This is a genomic window from Archangium sp. (assembly GCF_057119385.1).
Genome location: NZ_DBNGVP010000160.1, coordinates 1 through 19,235, shown reverse-complemented (window position 1 = coordinate 19,235; position 19,235 = coordinate 1). Strand labels below are relative to the sequence as shown.

General features: G+C 67.5%; 18 protein-coding genes. 12 read left to right on the top strand and 6 right to left on the bottom strand.

Annotated features, from left to right (window positions below):
- Positions 1-58: 58 nt before the first annotated feature.
- Positions 59-745: a hemerythrin domain-containing protein gene (locus AC16DP_RS38810; RefSeq protein ID WP_329733528.1), complete on the bottom strand. Its 687-nt coding sequence runs from the start codon at positions 743-745 to the stop codon at positions 59-61.
- 170 nt (positions 746-915) lie between these two features.
- On the opposite strand from AC16DP_RS38810, the gene AC16DP_RS38805 reads away from it, so the two are divergent.
- The 3 genes from AC16DP_RS38805 (at position 916) to AC16DP_RS38795 (ending at position 3,798) form a co-directional block, all read left to right on the top strand.
- Positions 916-2,421, top strand: a complete 1,506-nt coding sequence (locus AC16DP_RS38805; protein ID WP_329733529.1) for a bifunctional metallophosphatase/5'-nucleotidase — start codon at positions 916-918, stop codon at positions 2,419-2,421.
- A gap of 123 nt (positions 2,422-2,544) precedes the next feature.
- Positions 2,545-3,084: a hypothetical protein gene (locus AC16DP_RS38800; RefSeq protein ID WP_329733530.1), complete on the top strand. Its 540-nt coding sequence runs from the start codon at positions 2,545-2,547 to the stop codon at positions 3,082-3,084.
- Positions 3,085-3,270: 186 nt separating this feature from the next.
- A complete protein-coding gene (locus tag AC16DP_RS38795) occupies positions 3,271-3,798 on the top strand; it encodes a cupin domain-containing protein (protein WP_329733531.1) in 528 nt (175 codons plus the stop codon).
- Positions 3,799-3,902: 104 nt separating this feature from the next.
- Here the strand turns inward: AC16DP_RS38795 and AC16DP_RS38790 are convergent, their stop codons facing one another.
- Positions 3,903-4,637, bottom strand: coding sequence for a hypothetical protein (locus AC16DP_RS38790; protein ID WP_329733532.1), 735 nt, complete (start codon positions 4,635-4,637; stop codon positions 3,903-3,905).
- 512 nt (positions 4,638-5,149) lie between these two features.
- On the bottom strand, positions 5,150-5,632 hold the full coding sequence (locus AC16DP_RS38785) for a nuclear transport factor 2 family protein (protein ID WP_329733533.1): 483 nt from the start codon (positions 5,630-5,632) through the stop codon (positions 5,150-5,152).
- Positions 5,633-5,778: 146 nt separating this feature from the next.
- On the opposite strand from AC16DP_RS38785, the gene def reads away from it, so the two are divergent.
- Entirely contained in the window at positions 5,779-6,297 is a 519-nt protein-coding gene (gene def, locus AC16DP_RS38780) for a peptide deformylase (RefSeq protein ID WP_329733534.1), read from the top strand.
- A gap of 86 nt (positions 6,298-6,383) precedes the next feature.
- Here def and AC16DP_RS38775 read toward each other — a convergent pair whose 3' ends face one another.
- Complete coding sequence (locus tag AC16DP_RS38775; RefSeq protein ID WP_329733535.1) at positions 6,384-7,454, bottom strand: hypothetical protein; 1,071 nt, start codon at positions 7,452-7,454, stop codon at positions 6,384-6,386.
- Positions 7,455-7,555: 101 nt separating this feature from the next.
- Between AC16DP_RS38775 and AC16DP_RS38770 the strand changes: the two genes are divergently transcribed.
- The 3 genes from AC16DP_RS38770 to AC16DP_RS38760 are packed head-to-tail and all read left to right on the top strand — an operon-like array spanning position 7,556 to position 10,322.
- Positions 7,556-8,344, top strand: coding sequence for an SPFH domain-containing protein (locus AC16DP_RS38770; protein WP_329733536.1), 789 nt, complete (start codon positions 7,556-7,558; stop codon positions 8,342-8,344).
- Between the two features lie 2 nt (positions 8,345-8,346).
- Complete coding sequence (locus AC16DP_RS38765) at positions 8,347-8,928, top strand: DUF418 domain-containing protein (RefSeq protein ID WP_329733537.1); 582 nt, start codon at positions 8,347-8,349, stop codon at positions 8,926-8,928.
- Complete coding sequence (locus AC16DP_RS38760; protein WP_329733538.1) at positions 8,925-10,322, top strand: cytochrome P450; 1,398 nt, start codon at positions 8,925-8,927, stop codon at positions 10,320-10,322. The genes AC16DP_RS38765 and AC16DP_RS38760 overlap by 4 nt, the downstream gene beginning before the upstream one ends.
- Here the strand turns inward: AC16DP_RS38760 and AC16DP_RS38755 are convergent.
- Together AC16DP_RS38755 and AC16DP_RS38750 are read right to left on the bottom strand one after the other, a co-directional pair.
- A complete protein-coding gene (locus AC16DP_RS38755) occupies positions 10,238-10,438 on the bottom strand; it encodes an ACT domain-containing protein (protein WP_414640799.1) in 201 nt (66 codons plus the stop codon). The two genes, AC16DP_RS38760 and AC16DP_RS38755, sit on opposite strands and share 85 nt — an antisense overlap.
- Before the next feature lie 124 nt (positions 10,439-10,562).
- Positions 10,563-12,110 (bottom strand): sigma 54-interacting transcriptional regulator, encoded by a 1,548-nt coding sequence (locus AC16DP_RS38750; RefSeq protein ID WP_329733539.1) that lies wholly within the window; start codon positions 12,108-12,110, stop codon positions 10,563-10,565.
- Positions 12,111-12,611: 501 nt separating this feature from the next.
- Between AC16DP_RS38750 and glnII the strand changes: the two genes are divergently transcribed.
- From glnII to AC16DP_RS38725, 5 genes are all read left to right on the top strand, one after another.
- A complete protein-coding gene (gene glnII / locus AC16DP_RS38745; RefSeq protein WP_329733540.1) occupies positions 12,612-13,628 on the top strand; it encodes a glutamine synthetase GlnII in 1,017 nt (338 codons plus the stop codon).
- 542 nt (positions 13,629-14,170) lie between these two features.
- On the top strand, positions 14,171-14,353 hold the full coding sequence (locus AC16DP_RS38740; protein ID WP_047853824.1) for a CsbD family protein: 183 nt from the start codon (positions 14,171-14,173) through the stop codon (positions 14,351-14,353).
- Between the two features lie 175 nt (positions 14,354-14,528).
- A complete protein-coding gene (locus AC16DP_RS38735; protein ID WP_329733541.1) occupies positions 14,529-14,993 on the top strand; it encodes a YgaP family membrane protein in 465 nt (154 codons plus the stop codon).
- A gap of 179 nt (positions 14,994-15,172) precedes the next feature.
- On the top strand, positions 15,173-17,770 hold the full coding sequence (locus AC16DP_RS38730) for an alpha-amylase family glycosyl hydrolase (RefSeq protein WP_329733542.1): 2,598 nt from the start codon (positions 15,173-15,175) through the stop codon (positions 17,768-17,770).
- A complete protein-coding gene (locus AC16DP_RS38725; RefSeq protein WP_329733543.1) occupies positions 17,697-18,338 on the top strand; it encodes an alpha amylase C-terminal domain-containing protein in 642 nt (213 codons plus the stop codon). The genes AC16DP_RS38730 and AC16DP_RS38725 overlap by 74 nt, the downstream gene beginning before the upstream one ends.
- Positions 18,339-19,235 lie beyond the last annotated feature (897 nt).

The window sequence follows — 19,235 nt, the reverse complement described above, 5'->3', positions numbered from 1 at the left end:
TGACTGCCGATGAACGGGGGGAGGGCCTGAAGGAACCAGGCCCTCGGACCGTTCGGGCTCACATCAAATAGGACGACTCGGTGGCCATGTCCTGGACGGAGCCATCGCCCTCGCGAGGCAGCTCGCTGGAGGCGCCGCGCGTCTTGCGAGCGCGCTTGCCGGCGCGAGGAGCGGGGGAGGGCGAGAGACCCTCGGCCTTGCGGCGAGCGGCGCGCAGGGCGTCCTTGCCCATGTCGAGCACGGCGGAGACGGCACCGGCGACGAGGTTGCCGGGCGGGGTATCCGGGGCGCGGGGATGGGGCCGGGTGGGAGCGGCGCGCTTGGCGAGCGTCAAGGCCTCGGCCATGTCGCGGAGCTCCTGGGGACTGAAGGCCTTGCGCACCTGGGGGAAGAGGGTGCGTTCCTCTTGGGTGACGTGGGTGCGGACGTTCTCGATGAGGACCTTCACCTTGGCGTCGAAGCGTTCGGCCTCGGGAGGGAGGTTCTCCAGCTCCTTGAGGAGCCACTTGGCGACGTGGTGTTCCTCGAGGGACTCGAGCACCTGGTCCTCGAGGGCCGTGGCCTTGGCGCGAATCGAGGGATAGAGGATCTGCTCCTCGATGATGGCGTGGACGGCGAGCTCGCGGACGAGCTGATCCACGAGCTTGCGCTTGAGCTTCCTGGCGTTGCGGCCGGCCTGTTCGAACTTGCGGAAGAGCGTCTCCACGGTCTTGTGGTCCGCCTTCAAGAGCGCGATGGCATCCATTCCCATGCCTTCCTTGGTTGGACTGTCTCGCTCGGAAGGGTGGCGATGGTGCGGTGGGTGTGCCGGAGTGAAGGGACCCATACGCCAGGGCAGGCCGGAGGGCAGGCAGGCACGCGGCTTGACGGGACGAGTGGCGGGATGTGAAGGGCGGGAGCAGGAGCCATTGCGCCATGAACGAACGCATCACCCTTCTCACGAGCCTGCTGTTCCTCTCCGCCTGCCAGACGACGCGTACGGTGACGCTGGTGGGGATGACGGACTACCACTCGCACGCGGTGCCCTTCTATTCGGAGGGCGAGCCGGGACAGGGGGGCGTGGCGCGGGCGCTGGCGTACCTCCGGGAGGCGAAGGCGAGGCCGGACACGCTGGTGGTGTCGGGAGGGGACACGGTGAACAAGGGCGTGCCCACGTGGAGTGACGAGTACGGGTGCGTGGAGTGGCCGTGGTTCAACGGCGTGCTGGACGTGATGGCGCTGGGCAACCACGACCTGGACTACGGGGCGGAGGCCTTCGAGCGGTGCCGGGCGAGCGCGAGCTACCCGGTGCTCTGCGCCAACCTGGTGGGCCCGGACGGAGCGCCGTACTTGCGGGTGGAGGGGAAGCCCTACGTGGTGCGCGAGGTGGGGGGCGTGCGGGTGGGCTTCTTCGCGGTGGCGGGGCCGGACATGCAGCGTCTGGTGAAGCCGGAGAACCTGCCGGCGGGGACGCGGTGGACGAGCGCGACGGAGGCGGCGAGGGCGGTGGTGGAGACGCTGCGCACGCGGGAGCACGTGGACGCGGTGGTGCTGCTCGGGCACCAGTTGCGCGAGGACGACGAGGCGCTGGCGCGGGAGGTGTCAGGCATTGACGTCATCATGGGCTCGCACTCGCACCAGAAGACGGAGCTGGGGGTGCTGCCGGGGACGAGCACCTGGTACCTGTCTCCGTACCAATACCTCGCCTACCTCTCGGAGGTGCGGTTGCGCTTCCGGGGCGGGAGGCTGGAGCGGGTGGAGGGCGGGCTGGTGAAGATGGACGGCACGAAGCGGGAGGAGCCCCGGACGGCGGCGGAGGTGGAGCGGCTTCAGCGGGCGCTGGTGGCGAAGCGGCCGGAGCGCTTCGAGGTGCTGGGCCATCTGGACAGGCCGCTGCGGGACGAGGGCCTCACGACGGGGCAGGCGGAGGTGGGCACCTGGGCGGCGGAGATCTGGCGCCGGGCGGCGGGGGCGCACGCCTTCTTCGCGCTGTCGGCGAGCTTCCGGGGCGGGCTGCCCGCGGGGGAGGTGACGGTGGAGGACTTCCTGGGGGCCATTCCGTACCGCAACCTCCTGGTGACGGCGGAGCTGACGGGGGCGCAGCTGGCGGACTGGGTGGCGCTGAGCGAGTCGAAGCGGGGGACGGACAGCTACAGCCAGCGCAGCGGCATCCGCTACGAGGTGGAGGACGGGCGGCCGGTGCGCCTGCGGGTGCTGAAGGACCCGGCCCTCCCGGAGGCGGGGGACGAGCCGGTGAGGCCGGAGGCGACGTACCGCCTGGCCACGTTGGACTTCCAGGCCTTCGTGGCCGGTGGCTACAAGGAAGCGCTGTCCCGGGCGGGCAACGTGCGGCGCTCGGAGTTGAATGCACACACATTGCTCATGGACGCACTGCGCCACGGTGCCACGGATTCAGGCATTGCACAGCCAGACGGTAGATAATTGATTGCGGTGGAATTCTCAAATCAAGCGCCGAGGCGTCTCGCGGCGAGGGGGGCGCTTGAGGGAGAATCGGCCTGCCTGGTGTTTGAGTCATGCTCGCGAGAGCCAACTTAAGGAGTGGTCATGACGCGCAACGCATCCGCAGGTCATGTCGAGGTGTATGGGAAGAGCGTACAGGCCCTGGTCAACGCCATGGAGTTCCTCAAGCTCAAGGCGCAGCGGGTGCTGGCCTCGCACGGCATCGAGCCGTTGGATCCGGAGAAGTGGTACCCGATGCCCAGTGTCCTCGACAGCTTCGATGACATCCTGAAGCAGGTGGGGCCCAACACCACGCGGGCCATTGGCCGGGCGGTGCCCAAGAGCGCCGTCTTCCCTCCGGGAATCGACTCGTTCGGCTCGGCGCTCAACTCGCTGGACGTGGCCTACCGGATGAACCACCGCGGCAAGGGGGACATCGGCAGCTACCGCTACTTCCCCGAGGGCGAGCGCGCCGCCCGCATGGTGGCCGACAACCCGTACCCCTGCGAGTTCGACCAGGGAATCATGGAAGCCCTCTACGACCGCTTCCAGCCCAAGGGCTCCATCCGCCTGCGCATCGACCACGGCCCCGCCGGCTGCCGCGGCAAGGGAGGCCGCTCCTGCACCTATCACCTCAAATGGTGAACCTGACGCGGTAGGTCGGACGGGCCAATGGTAGACAGACGGGGCCAATGGTAGACAAACACCGCTCACGGTGAGAGCGAAAAAGGAGACTTCCGGTTTGTTTTTCGCGTCCCACGCTGAATTTGCATAGACATTGGATTCAGGGGGTGGCATAAATCTTCGCGAACAACGAAACCGGGAGTGCTCATGTTCCGTCGCGTTCGCCTCAACAGCATGCTGGGCCTTGGCGTCGTCGCTCTCGCGGGTCTGCTGACCGCCTGCGGTGGCGAGCTTCCCCAGGGTGGCTCGGCGGAGCTGGCGAGCTCGGCGGCGGCGCTCGAGGGTGAGACGACGGTTCGCCCCAAGGCGATGATCGTCTACTCGCCCAAGGGCAAGGTGGGTGATGACGGCTTCGTGAACCTGGGCGCGCCGGAGAACCTCGGGGGCGAGGTGCTCGAGGGCAACCCCCAGATTTTCGCCCGCATCGACTACGCCCGGGGCCCGGTGGCGGCCGGCCTCTTCAAGGCGACGAAGGGCAAGATTCGCATCCACTTCCCCTTCACGGAGCACGCCACCATCCTCGAGGGCGAGGTGACGCTGACGGACGAGGCGGGCAACACCCACAAGTACAAGGCCGGGGACAGCTACTTCATCCGCCAGGGCCAGGTCATCTTGTGGGAGGTGAAGGGCAAGGAGGTCATCAAGTCGTTCTTCAACACCGTCGAGGCCCCGTAGGGCCCCCGGGAGGCCGGGCGGAACGTGCCGCCAGCGGCCGTTGAAGCAACGCGGGGTGGGGAAGGCTCACACCCGGACGACGTACAGCGGGAACCGCGAGCGCGTTAGCGAGCGGGGCTGGCCATCAGGGCCGGCTGGGCAGTGACAGCGGGCTGCGGACGCCACTCGGGCTTGACCGCGGGACGCTGAGATTCGGTCTGGAAGCCGTCGAACATGGAGTGGAAGGCCGCGTAGACGCGGTCCACCAGCGCGATGGCCTCGGCGCGCAGCTCCGGGGACAGCTCCATGCCCAGCAGCATCGCCTCCATCTGCTCCTCGAACACCTCGTGCTGCTCCTCGGCCTCCATGTGGTGGTTGGAGAAGTACTTGAGGCGCTGGCCCTGGCTGAGCGTCTGCGGGAGGTTGGCGGTGCGGCTGAAGAAGGCGTGGCTGGTGGACTCCAGCGTCAGCACCAGGACGATGCGCAGCCGGTCATCCAGCGGGCGCATGGCCTCGGCGAGGATGGCGTAACTGGCGTCCCGCGTGGCCTCATGGGTGCGGCCCCAGGGCTCGGTGAGGTGGAAGGGGCGGCCCATCAGCTGGGCGGCGTCCTCGAAGAACCAGTGGTCGTGCCCGCGCTCCTCCTGGCGGTGGCGCAGCATCAGCATGGCCAGCTCCGGGTCCTGCATCCGCTGGGCGTTGAGCCGCAGCACGTCCTGGAAGCTCATCACCCAGAAGGCCAGCCGGGGGGCGAACGCCAGCACCTGCTCCAGCGGCCCGTCCTGCTGCAGTCCGTCGAAGACGTGGTGCTCGGCGAAACGGGACTGACGCTCGGCGATGTGATTCAGCACTGCCCTCATGATGCCCTCCCGCACTCTCTGTGGAGTGCTCCTTCACGAGACCGTTGATGTGACGCGACCGGATGTGGATCTCTTCGTGGGTCTCATTTCCTTGCATCCGGGATGCCTGCATCCAGAGCGGAAATCTTTCCCTTCGTCATCCACACACGGCCCGCGTGAGCTCACGCAGGTAAAGCAATACAAATTCTCAGCGGCAAATACAAATCGAATGTTGCTGCTGAAATCTTGCATGTGTATGCGTCTCGGAAGGCCGGGGAAGTGTGGCGTTGATACATCTTTCCACGCCCGGGGCGCGCATCTGGACGGTCTGTGGGACGATGGCGGACGGAGGAGGAGACGCGGGTTTTCAGAGGGGAAACGCCGCGCGGGAGGGGTGGTGGGCGACTCGGGGGGGTGGCGCTTGACCGTACCTCGGGGGCCCGCTGCGCGGGGCGGGCGCCCGGAGTCTTGTTCTTCCAGGGAAGAGGGCTTGTCTGGCTCTGGAAGGAGGATGAGAGGAATTGGGGAAAGACTTACGCTCCCTTGATTCCGCGCTCTTCCATGTATTTGTCGAGGGAGCGGCGGGCCTGGGCCTGGACCTTGTTGCGCACGAAGGGAGTCCAGCCGAGCAGGAGGCCTACGGGGCCGATGGCCTGGCGGGCCCAGGTCCAGAAGGGGAAGGAGTCGGTCTGGCGGAAGATCTTCCCGTCCTTGAACTCGAAGGAGGAGGAGATGCGGTTGAGGACCTTGTTGCCGGACATGCTGAAGGTGTAGCGGGCCTCCCAGCGGGCGCGGCCGGAGCGGTCATCGGCCTGGACGTCGACGAGGGTGAGCTCGAGGTCGGTGCCGCGCTCGCAGAGCATGCGCCACATGGAGGTGACGCGGGCGTGGCGCAGGCCGGGGAAGGCGGGGTCGGAGAACTCGGCGTCGGGGTGGTAGTAGGAGGCCATGGTGTCGCCGTCGCGGCGGGCGAAGGCGGCGTAGAAGTCGGTGAGGAGCTGGGCGTTGGGGTGCATACGGGGGGTGTAGCAGACCCGCACGCGGGGCGCTCGGGGGAGGGGAGTCGAGGTGGAGACAGGACGGTGACACTCGGGGGTGGCGAGCGGGCGTGCCCGGTGTAGAAGGGCGGTTCACGCGCTCGAGCAGGGAGAAGAGACACCGAATGGCACGCGACATCGTCATCTGGCCGAACAAGGTCCTCAACACGCCGACGAAGCCGGTGACGGACTTTGGCGAGCACCTCACGAAGCTGCTGGACGAGATGTACGCGTCGATGAAGGAGGCGGAGGGGATAGGGATTGCGGCGAACCAGATTGGGGTGTCGCAGCGGTGCTCGTGGGTGGGGAGGGAGGACGGGACGTACTTCGAGATCATCAACCCGCGGATTCTGGAGAAATCGGGGCCGGTGACGCTGGAGGAGGGGTGCCTGTCGGTGCCGGACCAGTACGAGAAGACGCCGCGGTTCCACAAGGTGAAGGTGAAGTACCAGGACCGGGCGGGGGAGTGGCACGAGCTGGAGGCGGAGGGGAGGCTGGCGCACGTGCTGCAGCACGAGATCGACCACCTGGATGGTCACGTCTTCGTGGAGCTGCTGTCGAACCTGAAGCGGAGCCTCATCCTGGAGAAGATGAAGAAGCTGCAGAAGGTGCTGAGCCGGCGCAAGGAAGCGAAGAAGGAGTAGCGCCGCCGCCTCCCTCTCCCTCTGGGAGAGGGTCGGGGTGAGGGTCTACATCCCGCGCCTTGTCCCCCCGGACTCCCGTTCCGTGCTCACAGCGCGGAGCGGTTGAGGCTGGTGCGGAGGGCGGAGCGGGTGGAGGCGAAGAGCCGGTCGGAGAGGGAGATGTACCGCTCTCGGTCGTGGCCGTCGAATGCCATGTCATTCCAGGAGCCCATGCCGCCGAAGACATCGGAGGCGGCGGCGCAGAGGGCGAGCTGGATGGCGGGGGTGGGAAGGGCGTTGAGGAGCAGCAGCTCGACGAGGTCCTCGAGGGGCTGGGGCTCGAGGGAGAGGCGGAGGAGGGCGCGGCGGAAGTGCTTCTCCCACGAGCGGAGCGAGTGGGCGTGGGCGAACTCCACGAGGGCCTCGAGGGTAGCGGAGAGCTCGGCGCGAGCGGAGTCGAGGTCGCGCTCGAGGTCGGACTCCGAGCCGGGGCCGGCGTAGAGGAACTCGAAGGAGAGGCTGGAGGCGGCGGGGGAGGGGGAGAAGAAGGAGTTCCAGGTGATGGAGTCGGTGGAGTCGGGTCCCTCGTCACCGGGGGAGGAGAACTCCACGATGGCGCCCGCGGACATGAAGCGGGGGATGACGTCCTGGAGGTCATCGGGCGAGAGGTGGGCGAGGTGGCCTTCCAGGGCCTCGGGGGCCACACCGAGCTCGGAGGCGAGGAGCGCGAAGAGGGCGGAGGGATTTCCGCGGCCCAGGATGAAGGCATGGAGCTGGGGGCCGGAGAGCTCATAGGTGCGAGGCTGGAGTTCCCGGGGGACGAAGCGCTCGACGCGCTGGCCATCGGAGTAGACGAGGAAGCCGAGGCCGCCGCGGTCGATGGCCTGGAGGACCTCCGGGGGGAGCCCCTGGAGGCCCGGGTCGGAGGAGGGGTCCTGGGGGAAGGGGGCGAGCCAGAGGCGGGCGGAGGGGGCGGGGCGGTTCTCGAGCCACTCCTCGAAGGAGACGTGCTCGCCGCCGACGTCGACGAAGGTGACGCGGGAGTCGAAGGGGCTGTGGGGGCGGAGGCGGAGGCCGAGGAGTTCCTCGACGGCATCCCAGCGGGTCCTGGAGGGCTCGCGCAGGGCGCGGTTGCCGGTGGTGACCAGGACGGCGGTGCAGATGTCGATCGGACGCATGGTGAAGAGGCTACACCAGGGGGCCAGGAGGGGAGTGGGCCCTGGCGCGGGAGGCATGGGGCGTGTTGGAGTCCCGGCCCCCTGCCTGGAGCCGTTCCCTCATGGAGATGCCCCTTCTGCTGGCGCTTGCTGGAGTGGCCGCCGCCTGTGTGGCGTGCGGCGTGGTGTTGCTGAAGAGCTACCGCCGGGTGGGCCCGGGAGAGGCGCTGCTCCTCGAGAAGGGAGGGGGGCCGACGCGGGTGCGCTTCGGGAGCGGGCTGGTGTTGCCGATGGTGCAGAGGGGAGAGGTGTTGGACCTGTCGGTGCGCAAGGTGGTGGTGGAGCGGAGGGGGAAGCAGGGGCTGTCGTGCCGGGACGGCATCCGGGTGGACGTGAGGGGAACGTTCCTGGTGAAGGTGGAGCGGGAGGAGGCGGCGGTGCTGCGGGTGGCGAGGGAGGTGGGGTGCGCGAGGGCGAACCGGCCGGAGGAGGTGCAGGCGCTGTTGGAGGAGCGCTTCGCGTGCGCGCTGGCGAACGCGGCGAGCACGTTCAACTTCGATGAGCTGCTGGCGGACCGGAGCCTCTTCATCGACCACGTGATGATGGAGGTGGGGACGGAGCTGTTGGGGTTCAAGCTGGAGCGGATGTCCCTGGGGCGGCTGGAGCAGACGCCGTTGGACCAGTTGGATCCGACGAACGTGGTGGATGCGCAGGGAATCCTGAAGCTGACGGAGCGGACGACGCGGCTGGCGTTGGAGACGAGCGGGCAGATGAGGCAGCAGCGGGAGGTGGAGCGGCGGGAGGCGGGGCAGGTGCCGTGGGAGGCGCCGAGGGGAGAGGGGCAGGGGAAGGAGGCGGAGCGGGAGAGGGAAGTGGAGCGGGCGCTGGCGGATCGGACGGGGAGCAACTGAGGATGAGCACGGGGCCTGGGGTGGAGGCAGTGGCCGAGGCGCGTCCGGTGGAGGCGGGCGAGCGGCTGGAAGTGCTGGACGTGCTGCGCGGGTTCGCGCTGGGAGGGGTGTTCGTCTCGAACGTCTATGTTTGGATGAGTGGATGGGTGTTGATGCCGCGGTCGGTGGTGAAGGAGGAGCTGGAGTCCTCGTGGGTGGACCAGGCGGCGAACGAGCTGTTCCAGTTCTTCGTGAACGGGAGGTTCATGCCCATCTTCTCGTTCTTGTTCGGGCTGGGCTTCTGCGTGCAGCTGACGAGGGCGGAGAAGCGGGGCACGTCGGTGGTGCCGGTGTACACGAGGCGGCTGATGGCGATGTACCTGCTGGGGCTCGTGCACGTACGCGGTGGCGGGGCTGTTGCTGTTGCTGTTCCGGGAGAGGAAGGACGGGACGCTGCTGGTGTGGGCGGGCGTGTTGTTCCAAACAGACCCTACCCACGGACAAAACCCCTCGCCCGCCGGGAGAGGGACGGGGTGAGGGTCAGCAGCTCTCGAGAACCTCCCTGTGACGTCCGGAGGCACGGGGCACTAATCTCTGGGCCATGAAAGCGAAACACCCACCGGGGCCGAAGGGAAACGCGTTGCTGGGGAACATCCTGGCGGCGGCGAAGGGAGAGCTGGACTTCTTCAGGGAGCTGGGAAGCTACGGAGACGTGAGCAGCTTCCACCTGGGGCGCAGACGCTTCTATTTCGTGAACCACCCGGAGCTGATCCGGAAGGTGCTCACGAGCCAGAACTTCGTGCGGACGGCGATCTCGAGGGACCTGATGGAGTCGTTCCTGGGGAGGGGCCTGTTCTCGCAGGAGGGGGAGAACCATCTGCAGCAGAGGAGGCTGATGCAGCCGGCCTTCCATCACAAGCGCATCGAGGGGTACGGCGCGGTGATGGAGCGTTTCGCGACGCGGATGCTGGAGGGGTGGAAGGACGGGGAGACGCGAGACACTTCGCACGACATGATGAGGCTCACGTTCGAGATCGTGTCGAAGACGCTCTTCGACGCGGACACGGGGGAGCAGGCGAGCCAGGTGAGCGAGGCCTTCACGGCGATCATGAAGGCGATCAACAAGGAGTACCCGCTGTACTCGGTGCTTCCCGAGTGGGTGCCGGTGAAGCGCTGGGGCGCGAGTCGCCGTGCGGTGGAGGCGCTGAATCGCATCACGGGCAGCATCATCGATGAGCGGAGGGCGACGGGGGCGGACCGGGGGGACCTGCTCTCGATGCTGTTGCTGGCGAGGGACGAGGACGGCACGAAGATGGCGGACGAGCAGGTGGGGGCGCAGACGCTCTCGTTGCTCTTCGCGGGGCACGAGACGACGGCGAACCTGCTGAGCTGGACGTGGCTGTTGCTGTCGCGCAACCCGGACATCCGCCGCAAGCTGCAGGACGAGTTGGACACGGTGCTGGAGGGCCGGGCACCGACGGTGGGAGACCTGCCGAAGCTCAAGTACACGGAGAGCGTGGTGAAGGAGACGCTGCGCATCTACCCGCCGGCCTGGTACGCGGAGCGAGCGCCGCTCACGGACACGGAGCTGGGGGGCTACACGATTCCGGCGAACGCGCCGATCGTCATCAGCGTCTACGTGACACACCGGGACGGACGCTTCTTCGAGCAGCCCGAGCGCTTCTGGCCGGAGCGCTTCCTGGGGGTGGATGACAGACAGCTACCGGCGTACCTGCCCTTTGGATTGGGAGCGCACCTGTGCATCGGCAACCGGTTCGCGCTGATGGAGGCGCAGTTGCTGGTGGCGGCGATCGCGCAGCGCTACGAGCTGGAGCTGGAGCCCGGCGTGAACGTGAAACCCAGGGCGCTCATCACACTGGGAGTCGAGGGCTTGAGGATGAAGGTGAAGCGGCGTCAGGCCGGAGCCGGGTCGCCGCGAGCGAGCCCGGCGAGCAGCGCGAGCGACTCCGTGGCGCGAGCGGAGGGGACGAAGAGGTGATCGTGGAAGTACGCCGACACGGGGTTCACACTGATGCCCCGAGCGGCGAGCCGGGTGGTAACGGCGGCGAGGAACCCCACGGCCTCCAGGCTGGAGTGCACGGAGAGGGTGAGCATCCGGAAGACAGCGCCGTAAGTTAACCCAGCGGCGTCGGCCTTCTCACGGGGGAGGATGAGCGTGAGCCCTCCGCATCGACCTCAGCAACACCTCCAGGTTCGTCTCGCCGGACATGCCGTCCTCCTACCCACGGAAGCGTGAGCAGTCGATCTCATACTTGGAGACCTTGTAGTTGATGATGCGCTCGGTGGTCTGGAGGAGGCGGGCGGCCTTGGCGCGATTGCCGCGGGTGGTCTTCAAGGCATCGGCGATGAGGTCCTTCTCGAACTGCTGGACGGAGTCGGTGAGGGAGCTGCTCGTGACGGTCTCGGAGGCCTCGGCGGTCTGGAGGGTGGGGGGGAGGTGGTGGCCGTGGATGGCGTTGCCGTCGCAGACGAGGACGGAGCGCTCGATGATGTTCTCCAGCTCGCGCACGTTGCCGGGCCAGTGGTAGCTGACGAGCATGTCGATGGCGGGGGTGGAGATGCGGCGGATGTTCTTGCCGTGCTCGCGCGAGTACTTGGCGACGAAGTGGTCGGCGAGCAGGAGGAGGTCGCTCTTGCGCTCGCGAAGGGGAGGGATGAAGAGGGTGAAGACGTTGAGGCGGTAGTAGAGGTCCTCGCGGAAGGCCTTCTCGGAGATGGCGGTCTCGAGGTCCTTGTTGGTGGCGGCGATGAGGCGGACGTTGGTCTTGAGGGTCTCGGTGCCACCGACGCGCTCGAACTCGCGCTCCTGGAGGACGCGGAGCAGCTTGACCTGGGTGGCGAGGTTGATTTCGCCAATCTCATCCAGGAAGAGGGTGCCGCCCTCGGCGAGCTCGAAGCGGCCGCGCTTGCGATTCTGTGCGCCGGTGAAGGCGCCCTTCTCGTAGCCGAAGAGCTCGGACTCGATGAGGGTTTCGGGGAGGGCGGCGCAGTTGACCTTGATGAAGGGCTTCTTGGCGCGGGTGGAGTTGTAGTGGAGGGCGTGGGCGATGAGCTCCTTGCCGGTGCCGGACTCGCCGCGGATGAGGACGGTGGTGTTGGTGCGGGCCACCTGGTGGATCTGCTCGTACACCTGGCGCATGGGGCCGGAGGTGCCGATGATGTTGGAGAAGTCGTAGCGCTCGCGCAGCTCCTGGCGCAGGGTGGTGTTCTCCTCGAGGAGCTTCTTGCGCTCGTCCTCCAGGTGCCGGTGGGCGGCGAGCGCCTGGCCGATCATCGACGCGACGACGCCGAAGAGGCGGCTCTCCTCCTGGTAGTCGCGGTCCTTGTGGAAGAGGAGGTCCACGCCGAGGGTGCCCACGGGTTTGCGGTGCAGGAGGATGGGGACGCAGATGAAGGAGAGCTCCTGGTTGCCGCCGCGCCGGCCGAGGTAGGCGCGGTGGAGGAAGAGGGGCTCGCGGCTGATTTCGGGCACGACGATGGGCTTGCCGCTCTGGACGACGCGGCCGGTGATGCCCTCGCCGAGCTTGTAGCGGGCCTTGCGGCCCTCGGCGCTCAAGCCGATGGAGGCCTCGATATAGAGGTCCCCGGTGTCGGAGTCGGTGAGGGTGACGGCGCCGCGGACCACACCGTGGTAGCGCTCGAGTCGCTCCAGCACGCGGTGGAGGGCGGCGCGGAGATCCTGGGCGCCGGCCAGGGCCTGGCTGACCTCCAGGAGACTGGCCAGGGCGGGGTGCCTGCCCGTCTGCTCTTCTGTGCGTTTCGCCATGTGAGGGTGCTCCACGAAGCCGGGTCCCGAGGGGCTCCCGGGCGGTTCCGACATTTTTGTCGGTTCCCGGCCGAAGACCTACAAAATTGTAAGCGAGGCGGGGGCGAGGGTCGAGAGCAGGCAGGCGGCGAGGCGTCCAGGGGCCCACGTTTGGAGCCACATCTTCCGTTGGATTCCAGTCAATCCCAGGGGAGCGGAGGGTCTCGCGAGGGTTCCCCGGTGCTCGAGCGCGGGCCTGTCCCCGAGGGAGAACGGGCCGGTTCCGACAAATTTGTAGGAAGCGAGCGCATCTCCTACAAAATTGTCGGAGTCGGGGAAGGCCCTTCAGAGGGGGGATGAGCGGCCTGCGAGGCCCGTCCCGCGCAATTTCGAGGGTTTCCGTCGAGGCCCCCAGGGTGCGGAGGCGTTGGCACCGCATCTGCAAAAGGGTTCTGGCGTCAGGCCCGGTGAGGGCCGCGAGAAAACAGCCCGCTGGGGCGGGCCTCTGGGAGGACGTGGCGAATGAGCAAGGTGATGGCGGAATACATCTGGATCGACGGGCAGCGGCCGACGGCGAAGCTGCGCTCGAAGATGAAGGTGGTGGAGGTGGCGGAGGTCCGGAGTCTCTCCGATTTGCCCGACTGGAGCTTCGACGGCTCCAGCACCTACCAGGCCGAGGGCAAGAAGAGCGACCTGATGCTTCGGCCGGTGCGCTTCATCGCCAACCCGCTCAAGCCGGGGACGAAGGACATCCTGGTGCTGTGCGAGGTGATGAATCCGGACGGCAGCCCGCACTGGAGCAACACGCGCGCGCCGCTGCGGCAGGTGGCGGAGAAGTACGCCTCGGAGGAGGCGTGGTTCGGCATGGAGCAGGAGTACACGCTCTTCGAGGGCAACCGTCCGCTGGGCTGGCCGGACAAGGGCTTCCCGGCGCCGCAGGGTGGCTACTACTGTGGCGTGGGCAGTGACGAGGTGTTTGGCCGCAAGCTGGTGGAGTCGCACGCCGAGGCGTGTCTGCGCGCGGGCATCAAGCTGTGCGGCACGAACGCCGAGGTGATGCCGGCGCAGTGGGAGTTCCAGATTGGCCCGCTGCCGGCGCTGGAGATGGCGGACGAGCTGTGGCTGGCGCGCTGGCTGCTGTACCGGATGGGCGAGGAGTACGGCATCAGCGCCACGCTGCACCCCAAGCCGGTGAAGGGTGACTGGAACGGCACGGGTTGCCACACCAACTTCAGCACGAAGTCGACGCGCGAGCCCGGTGGCATCAAGGTGATTGAAGCGGCGATGGAGAAGCTGCGCGCGAAGCACGAGGCGCACATCGCGGTGTACGGCGCGCACAACGTGGAGCGCCTGACGGGTCTGCACGAGACGGCGCCCATCACGGTGTTCCGGCACGGCGTGAGCGACCGTGGCTCGTCCATCCGCATCCCGCTGGGCACGGCGAACGACGGCCGCGGTTACTTCGAGGATCGCCGTCCGGCGGCCAACTGCGACCCGTACGAGGTGTGCCGCATCATGCTCGAGACGGTCTGCGGCTGAGACCGTTTCAAAAGTCTCCTTGGGGAAGGAGCGCTTGGCCTGGCGGACGGGAGGTGTCGGGCTTCCCGTCCGTCGGGCACGGCGTATGTCTCCGAGAATGGATGTCGCTGGGAAGTGGACCGGGCCCCGGTGGAATCTGAGCAGGGGGCCGCTCGCGCTGGCCGGAGCGCATGAGTGCGGCGCGCCGAGGCCCGATCCACTTGCTGGTTGCCGTTGAGGCTCGGCCTCCGGCTTGGGAAACGCAGCGAACCCTCACTGGCCACGGCGGTGCCGACGAGCCGGCTGAAGTCCTCGAAGCCGCGCGTGCTTCCCCGCGGGTCGAAGCGGACGCGGACGAGCGTGTTGCCGGTAGGCCGGCTGCTTGGAGCGCATGGCGGGTGACGCGAACGGCCGCTCGTGGCGTGGATGCCCGGACATGAGCCGGAATGGACCGACGCAGGGCACTCAGGCGGGCGAGCGCTCGAGGAGTGGGCGTGGCTCCCTCCGGTACATAGCTTCAGGGGTGTCTGTGATTGGACTCGAGGACACCAAGGAGGGAAGCCATGGGTGAGTGGACGGACAAGCTGAAGGGGCGTGTGAAGGAGACGGTGGGGACGGCCACGGGCGACCGCGAGCTGGAGGCGGAGGGGAAGAAGGACACGCTCAAGGGAGCGGTGAAGGAGAAGATCGAGGACGCGAAGCGGGTCATCAAGGACGCGGATGACGAGGTGAAGGGCCGGCGGTAGACGGAGCGTCGAGGCCTGGAGTGAGCGGGCAGACAGGCGGGCCGCGGGGGAGAGACCCCGTGGCCCGTCTGTCTTTGTGGGCACGAAAGACAGTGAGACCGGGGTTCGCCTTGGCGGGCGGGAGTGGGGGCATCACCTTCCGGCGGGACGCGCACGTCCTCAGGGAGGTTTCGGCATGGATGCCAGGTTGGAGCAGTTCCTCGTGCCCCGGAGCGACCGGGTGCGCCGTCACGGGCCGCGGAAGGCGAACGAGGAAATCCTACGGGAGCTGCGTGAGCGCATCGACTGGTACGCGAGCCGTCCCCAGGACGAGGTGGAGCGGCGCCTGGAGGAGCTGGAGCGCGAGTGGGATGTCGAGCGGGTGTTGCAGGCGAATGCGGCCATGCTGTCGTTGGCGGGGCTGGTGTTGGGAGTGACGAGGGAGCGGAAGTGGCTGTGGTTGCCGGGAGTGGTGGCGGGCTTCCTGCTGCAGCACGCGGTCTCGGGGTGGTGCCCGCCGGTGGAGGTGTTGCGCCGATGGAAGATCCGCACGCGGGAAGAGATCGACGCGGAGAAGTTCGCGTTGAGGGTGCAGCGGGGCGACTTCCGCGGGGTGGAGGTGGGGCACTCGGCGAGCTCGGAAGGACCGGGCTGGGGCTGAGGTCCCGCTGCTGAGGACTGGATGGATGCGGAGGGCCGGATGAACGAAAGCCCACACTGAGGGTGGCGTGGAGGGCAGGACGTGGAGTGCGTCACGTCTGGACGGAGGAAACTCGGACCGTGGGTGCCCCGACAATGGGGGGCACCGCGACTTCCGGGTCCGCGCCAGAGGAGACGACCGTGAGCACTTCCAGAATCAACCAGCCCCCGAAGAGTCCGGTCCCCGGCGCGAAGAGCGAGGCTTCGTCCACGAGCAGCCGGGAGGTCCGCAAGGAGCCCGCGGCGGTGGGCTCGGAGAAGGCGGGGCAGAAGCCCCCTGCGGGAGGGCCCGAGGCCCGGGACGCCTTCGAGACGAAATCCCGAGCGGGGGTGGCGCGGGGCAAGGATTCGGCGTTCGAGACGGCGGGGCGCCCGGCGGCCGCACGGGGAGCGGGCTCCACCTTCGAGCCCACGAGTGCTGGGGCGGCGCTGAACGTGCTCGGCACGAGGGCCGCGGGGGTGGTGGGGGCGAACGCGTTGGCGGTGGGGGCGCCGGTGAAGCGCTCGGTGACGCTGGTGTACGACGCGGGGCCGCACGCCGAGCTCACGAATCTGCAGGTGAAGGGGAGCTGGGACGCGACGGGCCGTTACAGCGCGCAGTGGAACGAGCGGACCCTTCCGATGAAGCCGTTGGGGGATGGGAAGTGGGCGGCGACGGTGGAGGTGCTGGACGATGGCCAGCCGCACGACTGGGAGTGGGGCGTGCAGGCGGATGGCCCGACGGGCAAGGGCGTCTGGGCGGTGATGGGCGAAGGCAACCTGAAGCTGGACGTGAAGAAGGCCACGACCACGTACGCGCCGACGACGTACCACGAGATGGGCTCGAGGAAGTCGGGAGAGGACGCGACGTTCAAGTTCTGGGCGGGGAACGCGAAGAGCGTGCAGCTGAAGGTGACGGACGCGGAGGGGCGGGTGCGGCGCTTCCCGATGGAGCGCGGTGAGGATGGCAACTGGTCGGCGAAGGTGAAGGGGGGCTGGAAGGACGTGGTGGGCAAGTCGTACGTCTACGAGGTGGTGGACTCGGAGGGGGTGACGAGCGACCGGCCGGACCCGTACGCGCGGGAGATGATGGGCGAGCAGCGGGGCCTGTCGCGGATGTACCTGGACGCGAAGACGGGCAAGGAGGTGAACCGCTACGCGGGGGACAGCGTCGAGCTGATGCGCTTCGACGTGGATGACGAGGAGGACGCGCACAGTGCGTACCTGGTGTTGAAGGACGCGAGTGGGCGGCAGCTGAGCCGGGACGAGCTGTTGGCGCGGTTGGGGACGATCGACGCCACGCTGGTGGACAAGCTGCACGACGGGAAGCTCAACGACCTGTGGTCGAAGAACGTGGAGGCGGACGGGCGCATCCGGATGACGAATCAGGATGGGGCGTGGACCGCGCTGGTGAACGACCCGAAGGAGCTGGCGGGGTTGCAGTACGAGTTCCAGGTCTACGAGAAGGACGCGAAGGGCAACCTGCGGCTGAGGGATGACGGGAACGGGGACGGGAAGCTGAGCGCGGGTGAGCGCCTGAAGTCACCGAACAACGACCCCTGGAGCAACGTCATCACGGAGGCGAGCGGGGTGACGTTCCGGGGCTCGGTCATCACGGATCCAGCGAGCTACACGTGGAAGCACGACGCCGCGCCGCGGGAGAAGGACCCGAGCAAGTGGGTGGTGTACCAGCTGCACGTGGGGAGCTTCCTGGGCGAGGCGAAGAACGCGGATCGCTCGACGCTGGAGGACCTGACGGCGAGGCTGGACTACTTCAAGAAGCTGGGGGTGAACACGCTGGAGCTGTTGCCGGTGAACGAGGTGGAGGGGAACCGGAACTGGGGCTACCTGGGGGTGAACAGCCTGGCGGTGGAGAGCTCGTTCGGCTTCGAGGACGCGGACGGGAAGTGGGTGAGCGGGACGGAGGCGCTGAAGCGCTTCATCGACGAGGCGCACGCGCGAGGGATGAACGTCATCTCGGACGTGGTCTACAACCACGTGCACGGGGACCATAACGGGATGTGGGGGTTGGGAGGGCCGGACAACCCGTTCTTCAACTGGTCGAAGGAGCCGGGGAAGTTCGAGCAGCGGGACACACCGTGGGGCGCGGTGCCGGCGTATTCGAACCCGAAGGTGAAGCAGTTCTTCGTGGACCACGCGGTGGCGCAGGTGGAGGAGCTGCACTTCGACGGGCTGCGCTTCGACTTCACGGAGCCCATCAAGGGAGTGGGAGGCAAGGACGGGTGGGAGATGCTGCGGGAGATCAACCGGCAGGTGCACTTCTTCAACCCGGACGTGTGGACGGTGGCGGAGCAGTTCGACTACGACCCGAGCATCACGAAGCCGGCGCAGAAGGACGGGACGGGAGGGGGCTTCGACGCGCAGTGGTACACGGAGTTCCAGCACCGGCTGGTGAACGACAACAGCAAGCCGGGGCTGATCCAGGCGGCGGCGCGGGGGTTGAAGACGGACGTGGACGCGTTCATGTCCATGCTGACGGGCCCGCGGGGGCTGGACGGGTGGAAGAAGGCGCTGACGATCATCTCGAACCATGACGAGGTGGGGAACGCGCAGCGGACGATGAACACGGCGGAGGGGGACAAGCCGACGGAGTTTCCCGGAGCAGTGGTCGAGGAGCGCGGCGCGGTTCGCGGCGGGGCTGGGGCTGGCGGGGCCGGGCATTCCGATGTTCTTCCAGGGCGACGAGTTCGGAGCGCAGAACGACTTCCGGTGGGGCAACCCGTCCACGTGGGACAGTGACTGGAGCTGGGAGTCACTGGGGAAGGACTGGAGCTGGGACAAGGTGACGTTCGACGATGCGAGGAAGGCGTCGTACGAGCGGTTGTTCGCTCTGCCGCCGGAGGCTCGGGCGAAGGATGGGGAGTACCGGGGGCTGTCGGCGGAGGACCGGAAGGTCTTCGAGAGCCTGGCGGCGATGCCGGCGGAGCAGCGGACGGAGGCGATGCTGGACATCACGCGTCGGCAGAGCTTCCGGTTCTACCAGGATGCGATTGCGCTGAGACACTCGAGCCCGGCGTTCCGCGCGGATGCGGAGGTGAACCGGGTGTACACGCACAACGAGGACTCGGTGCTGGCCTTCACGAGGAAGGCGGGAGGGGAGGAGTACCTGGTGGTGGGCAGCCTGAACCGGGAGAACCTGGAGGGCTACACGATGCCGTTGCCGCCGGGGAACTGGAAGGAAGTGCTGAACAGCGACGCTGCGGCGTACGGGGGAAGCAACTTCGGCAACTACGGGGCGACGTTGAGGGGCGGGAACACGAAGGTGAACATCCCCGCGGCGGGCTACGTGGTCCTCAAGAAGGAATAGAGGGCCGGAACGGCTGCGAGCTCGCCCCCCTGCTGTCCTGGTAGGCGGAGCGGTAGTTCGGGCAATGGCGAGAGGGAGCGCCCGAGCTGAGGTTGGCGAGGGCGGTGAAGGTGCGATCGGGGAGGGAGAAGACCCGCGTGGGCGGGATGTGGCCGATTCTTCTCCCTCGCCGCGGCGGAGTTCCTCTGGGGCATCAGGAGGGTCGCTGAACCGATGCGGGCCTTGCTGGGGACCGCTGGGGCTGGGTTGCGGTGCGTACCGCTGTTCACCGGCTGAAGGCGCACGCGGATGGACCTGTTGTTCGAGCGTGTTCACCGAAAGGCTGAGGCCGCTGGGCCCACCAGTGACATCGAAGATTGAGGCCGCGAAAATCTTTTTCGTGGGAAGAGGGGACCTGTTCTGGAGGGTTATCCCCAATGAACCCCGACGCTGAGCTGCTCCTCGGGATCAATCCTCACGAAGAAGGTTTGACGGGAAGGCAACAAAGCGTTAGGTATCGGTTCCCTTCGCACGACGGGCTGGCGCAACGGCGCCGCACGCTCCCGAGCAGAAGGGGTGAGCGGCGGGAGGTTCCACGTCACTCGGGTTGAAAGAAGGAATAGGGAGTCGGAAGTACGGGGTTGACTCCCAACGCGGCGGTGGTAGAAGCCGCGCCCCTCGGACGGAAAGGCGACGTCGCACTGGCGACGGAAGCACCGGCCGGAAGCAGTGAAAGTCGAAATACGAAGTCGGCGAGCGAAGTTGACTCCCAACGCGGCGGTGGTAGAAGGCGCCTCTCCTCGAAGCGGCGAAAGCCGCAGTGAGGTGGAAGAAAGAGTCGACGAAGCGAGTTGACACGAGATGCGGAAGCGAAGTAGATTCCGCGCCCCTCGCCAGGAAGAAGCGGCGAGGCGAAGC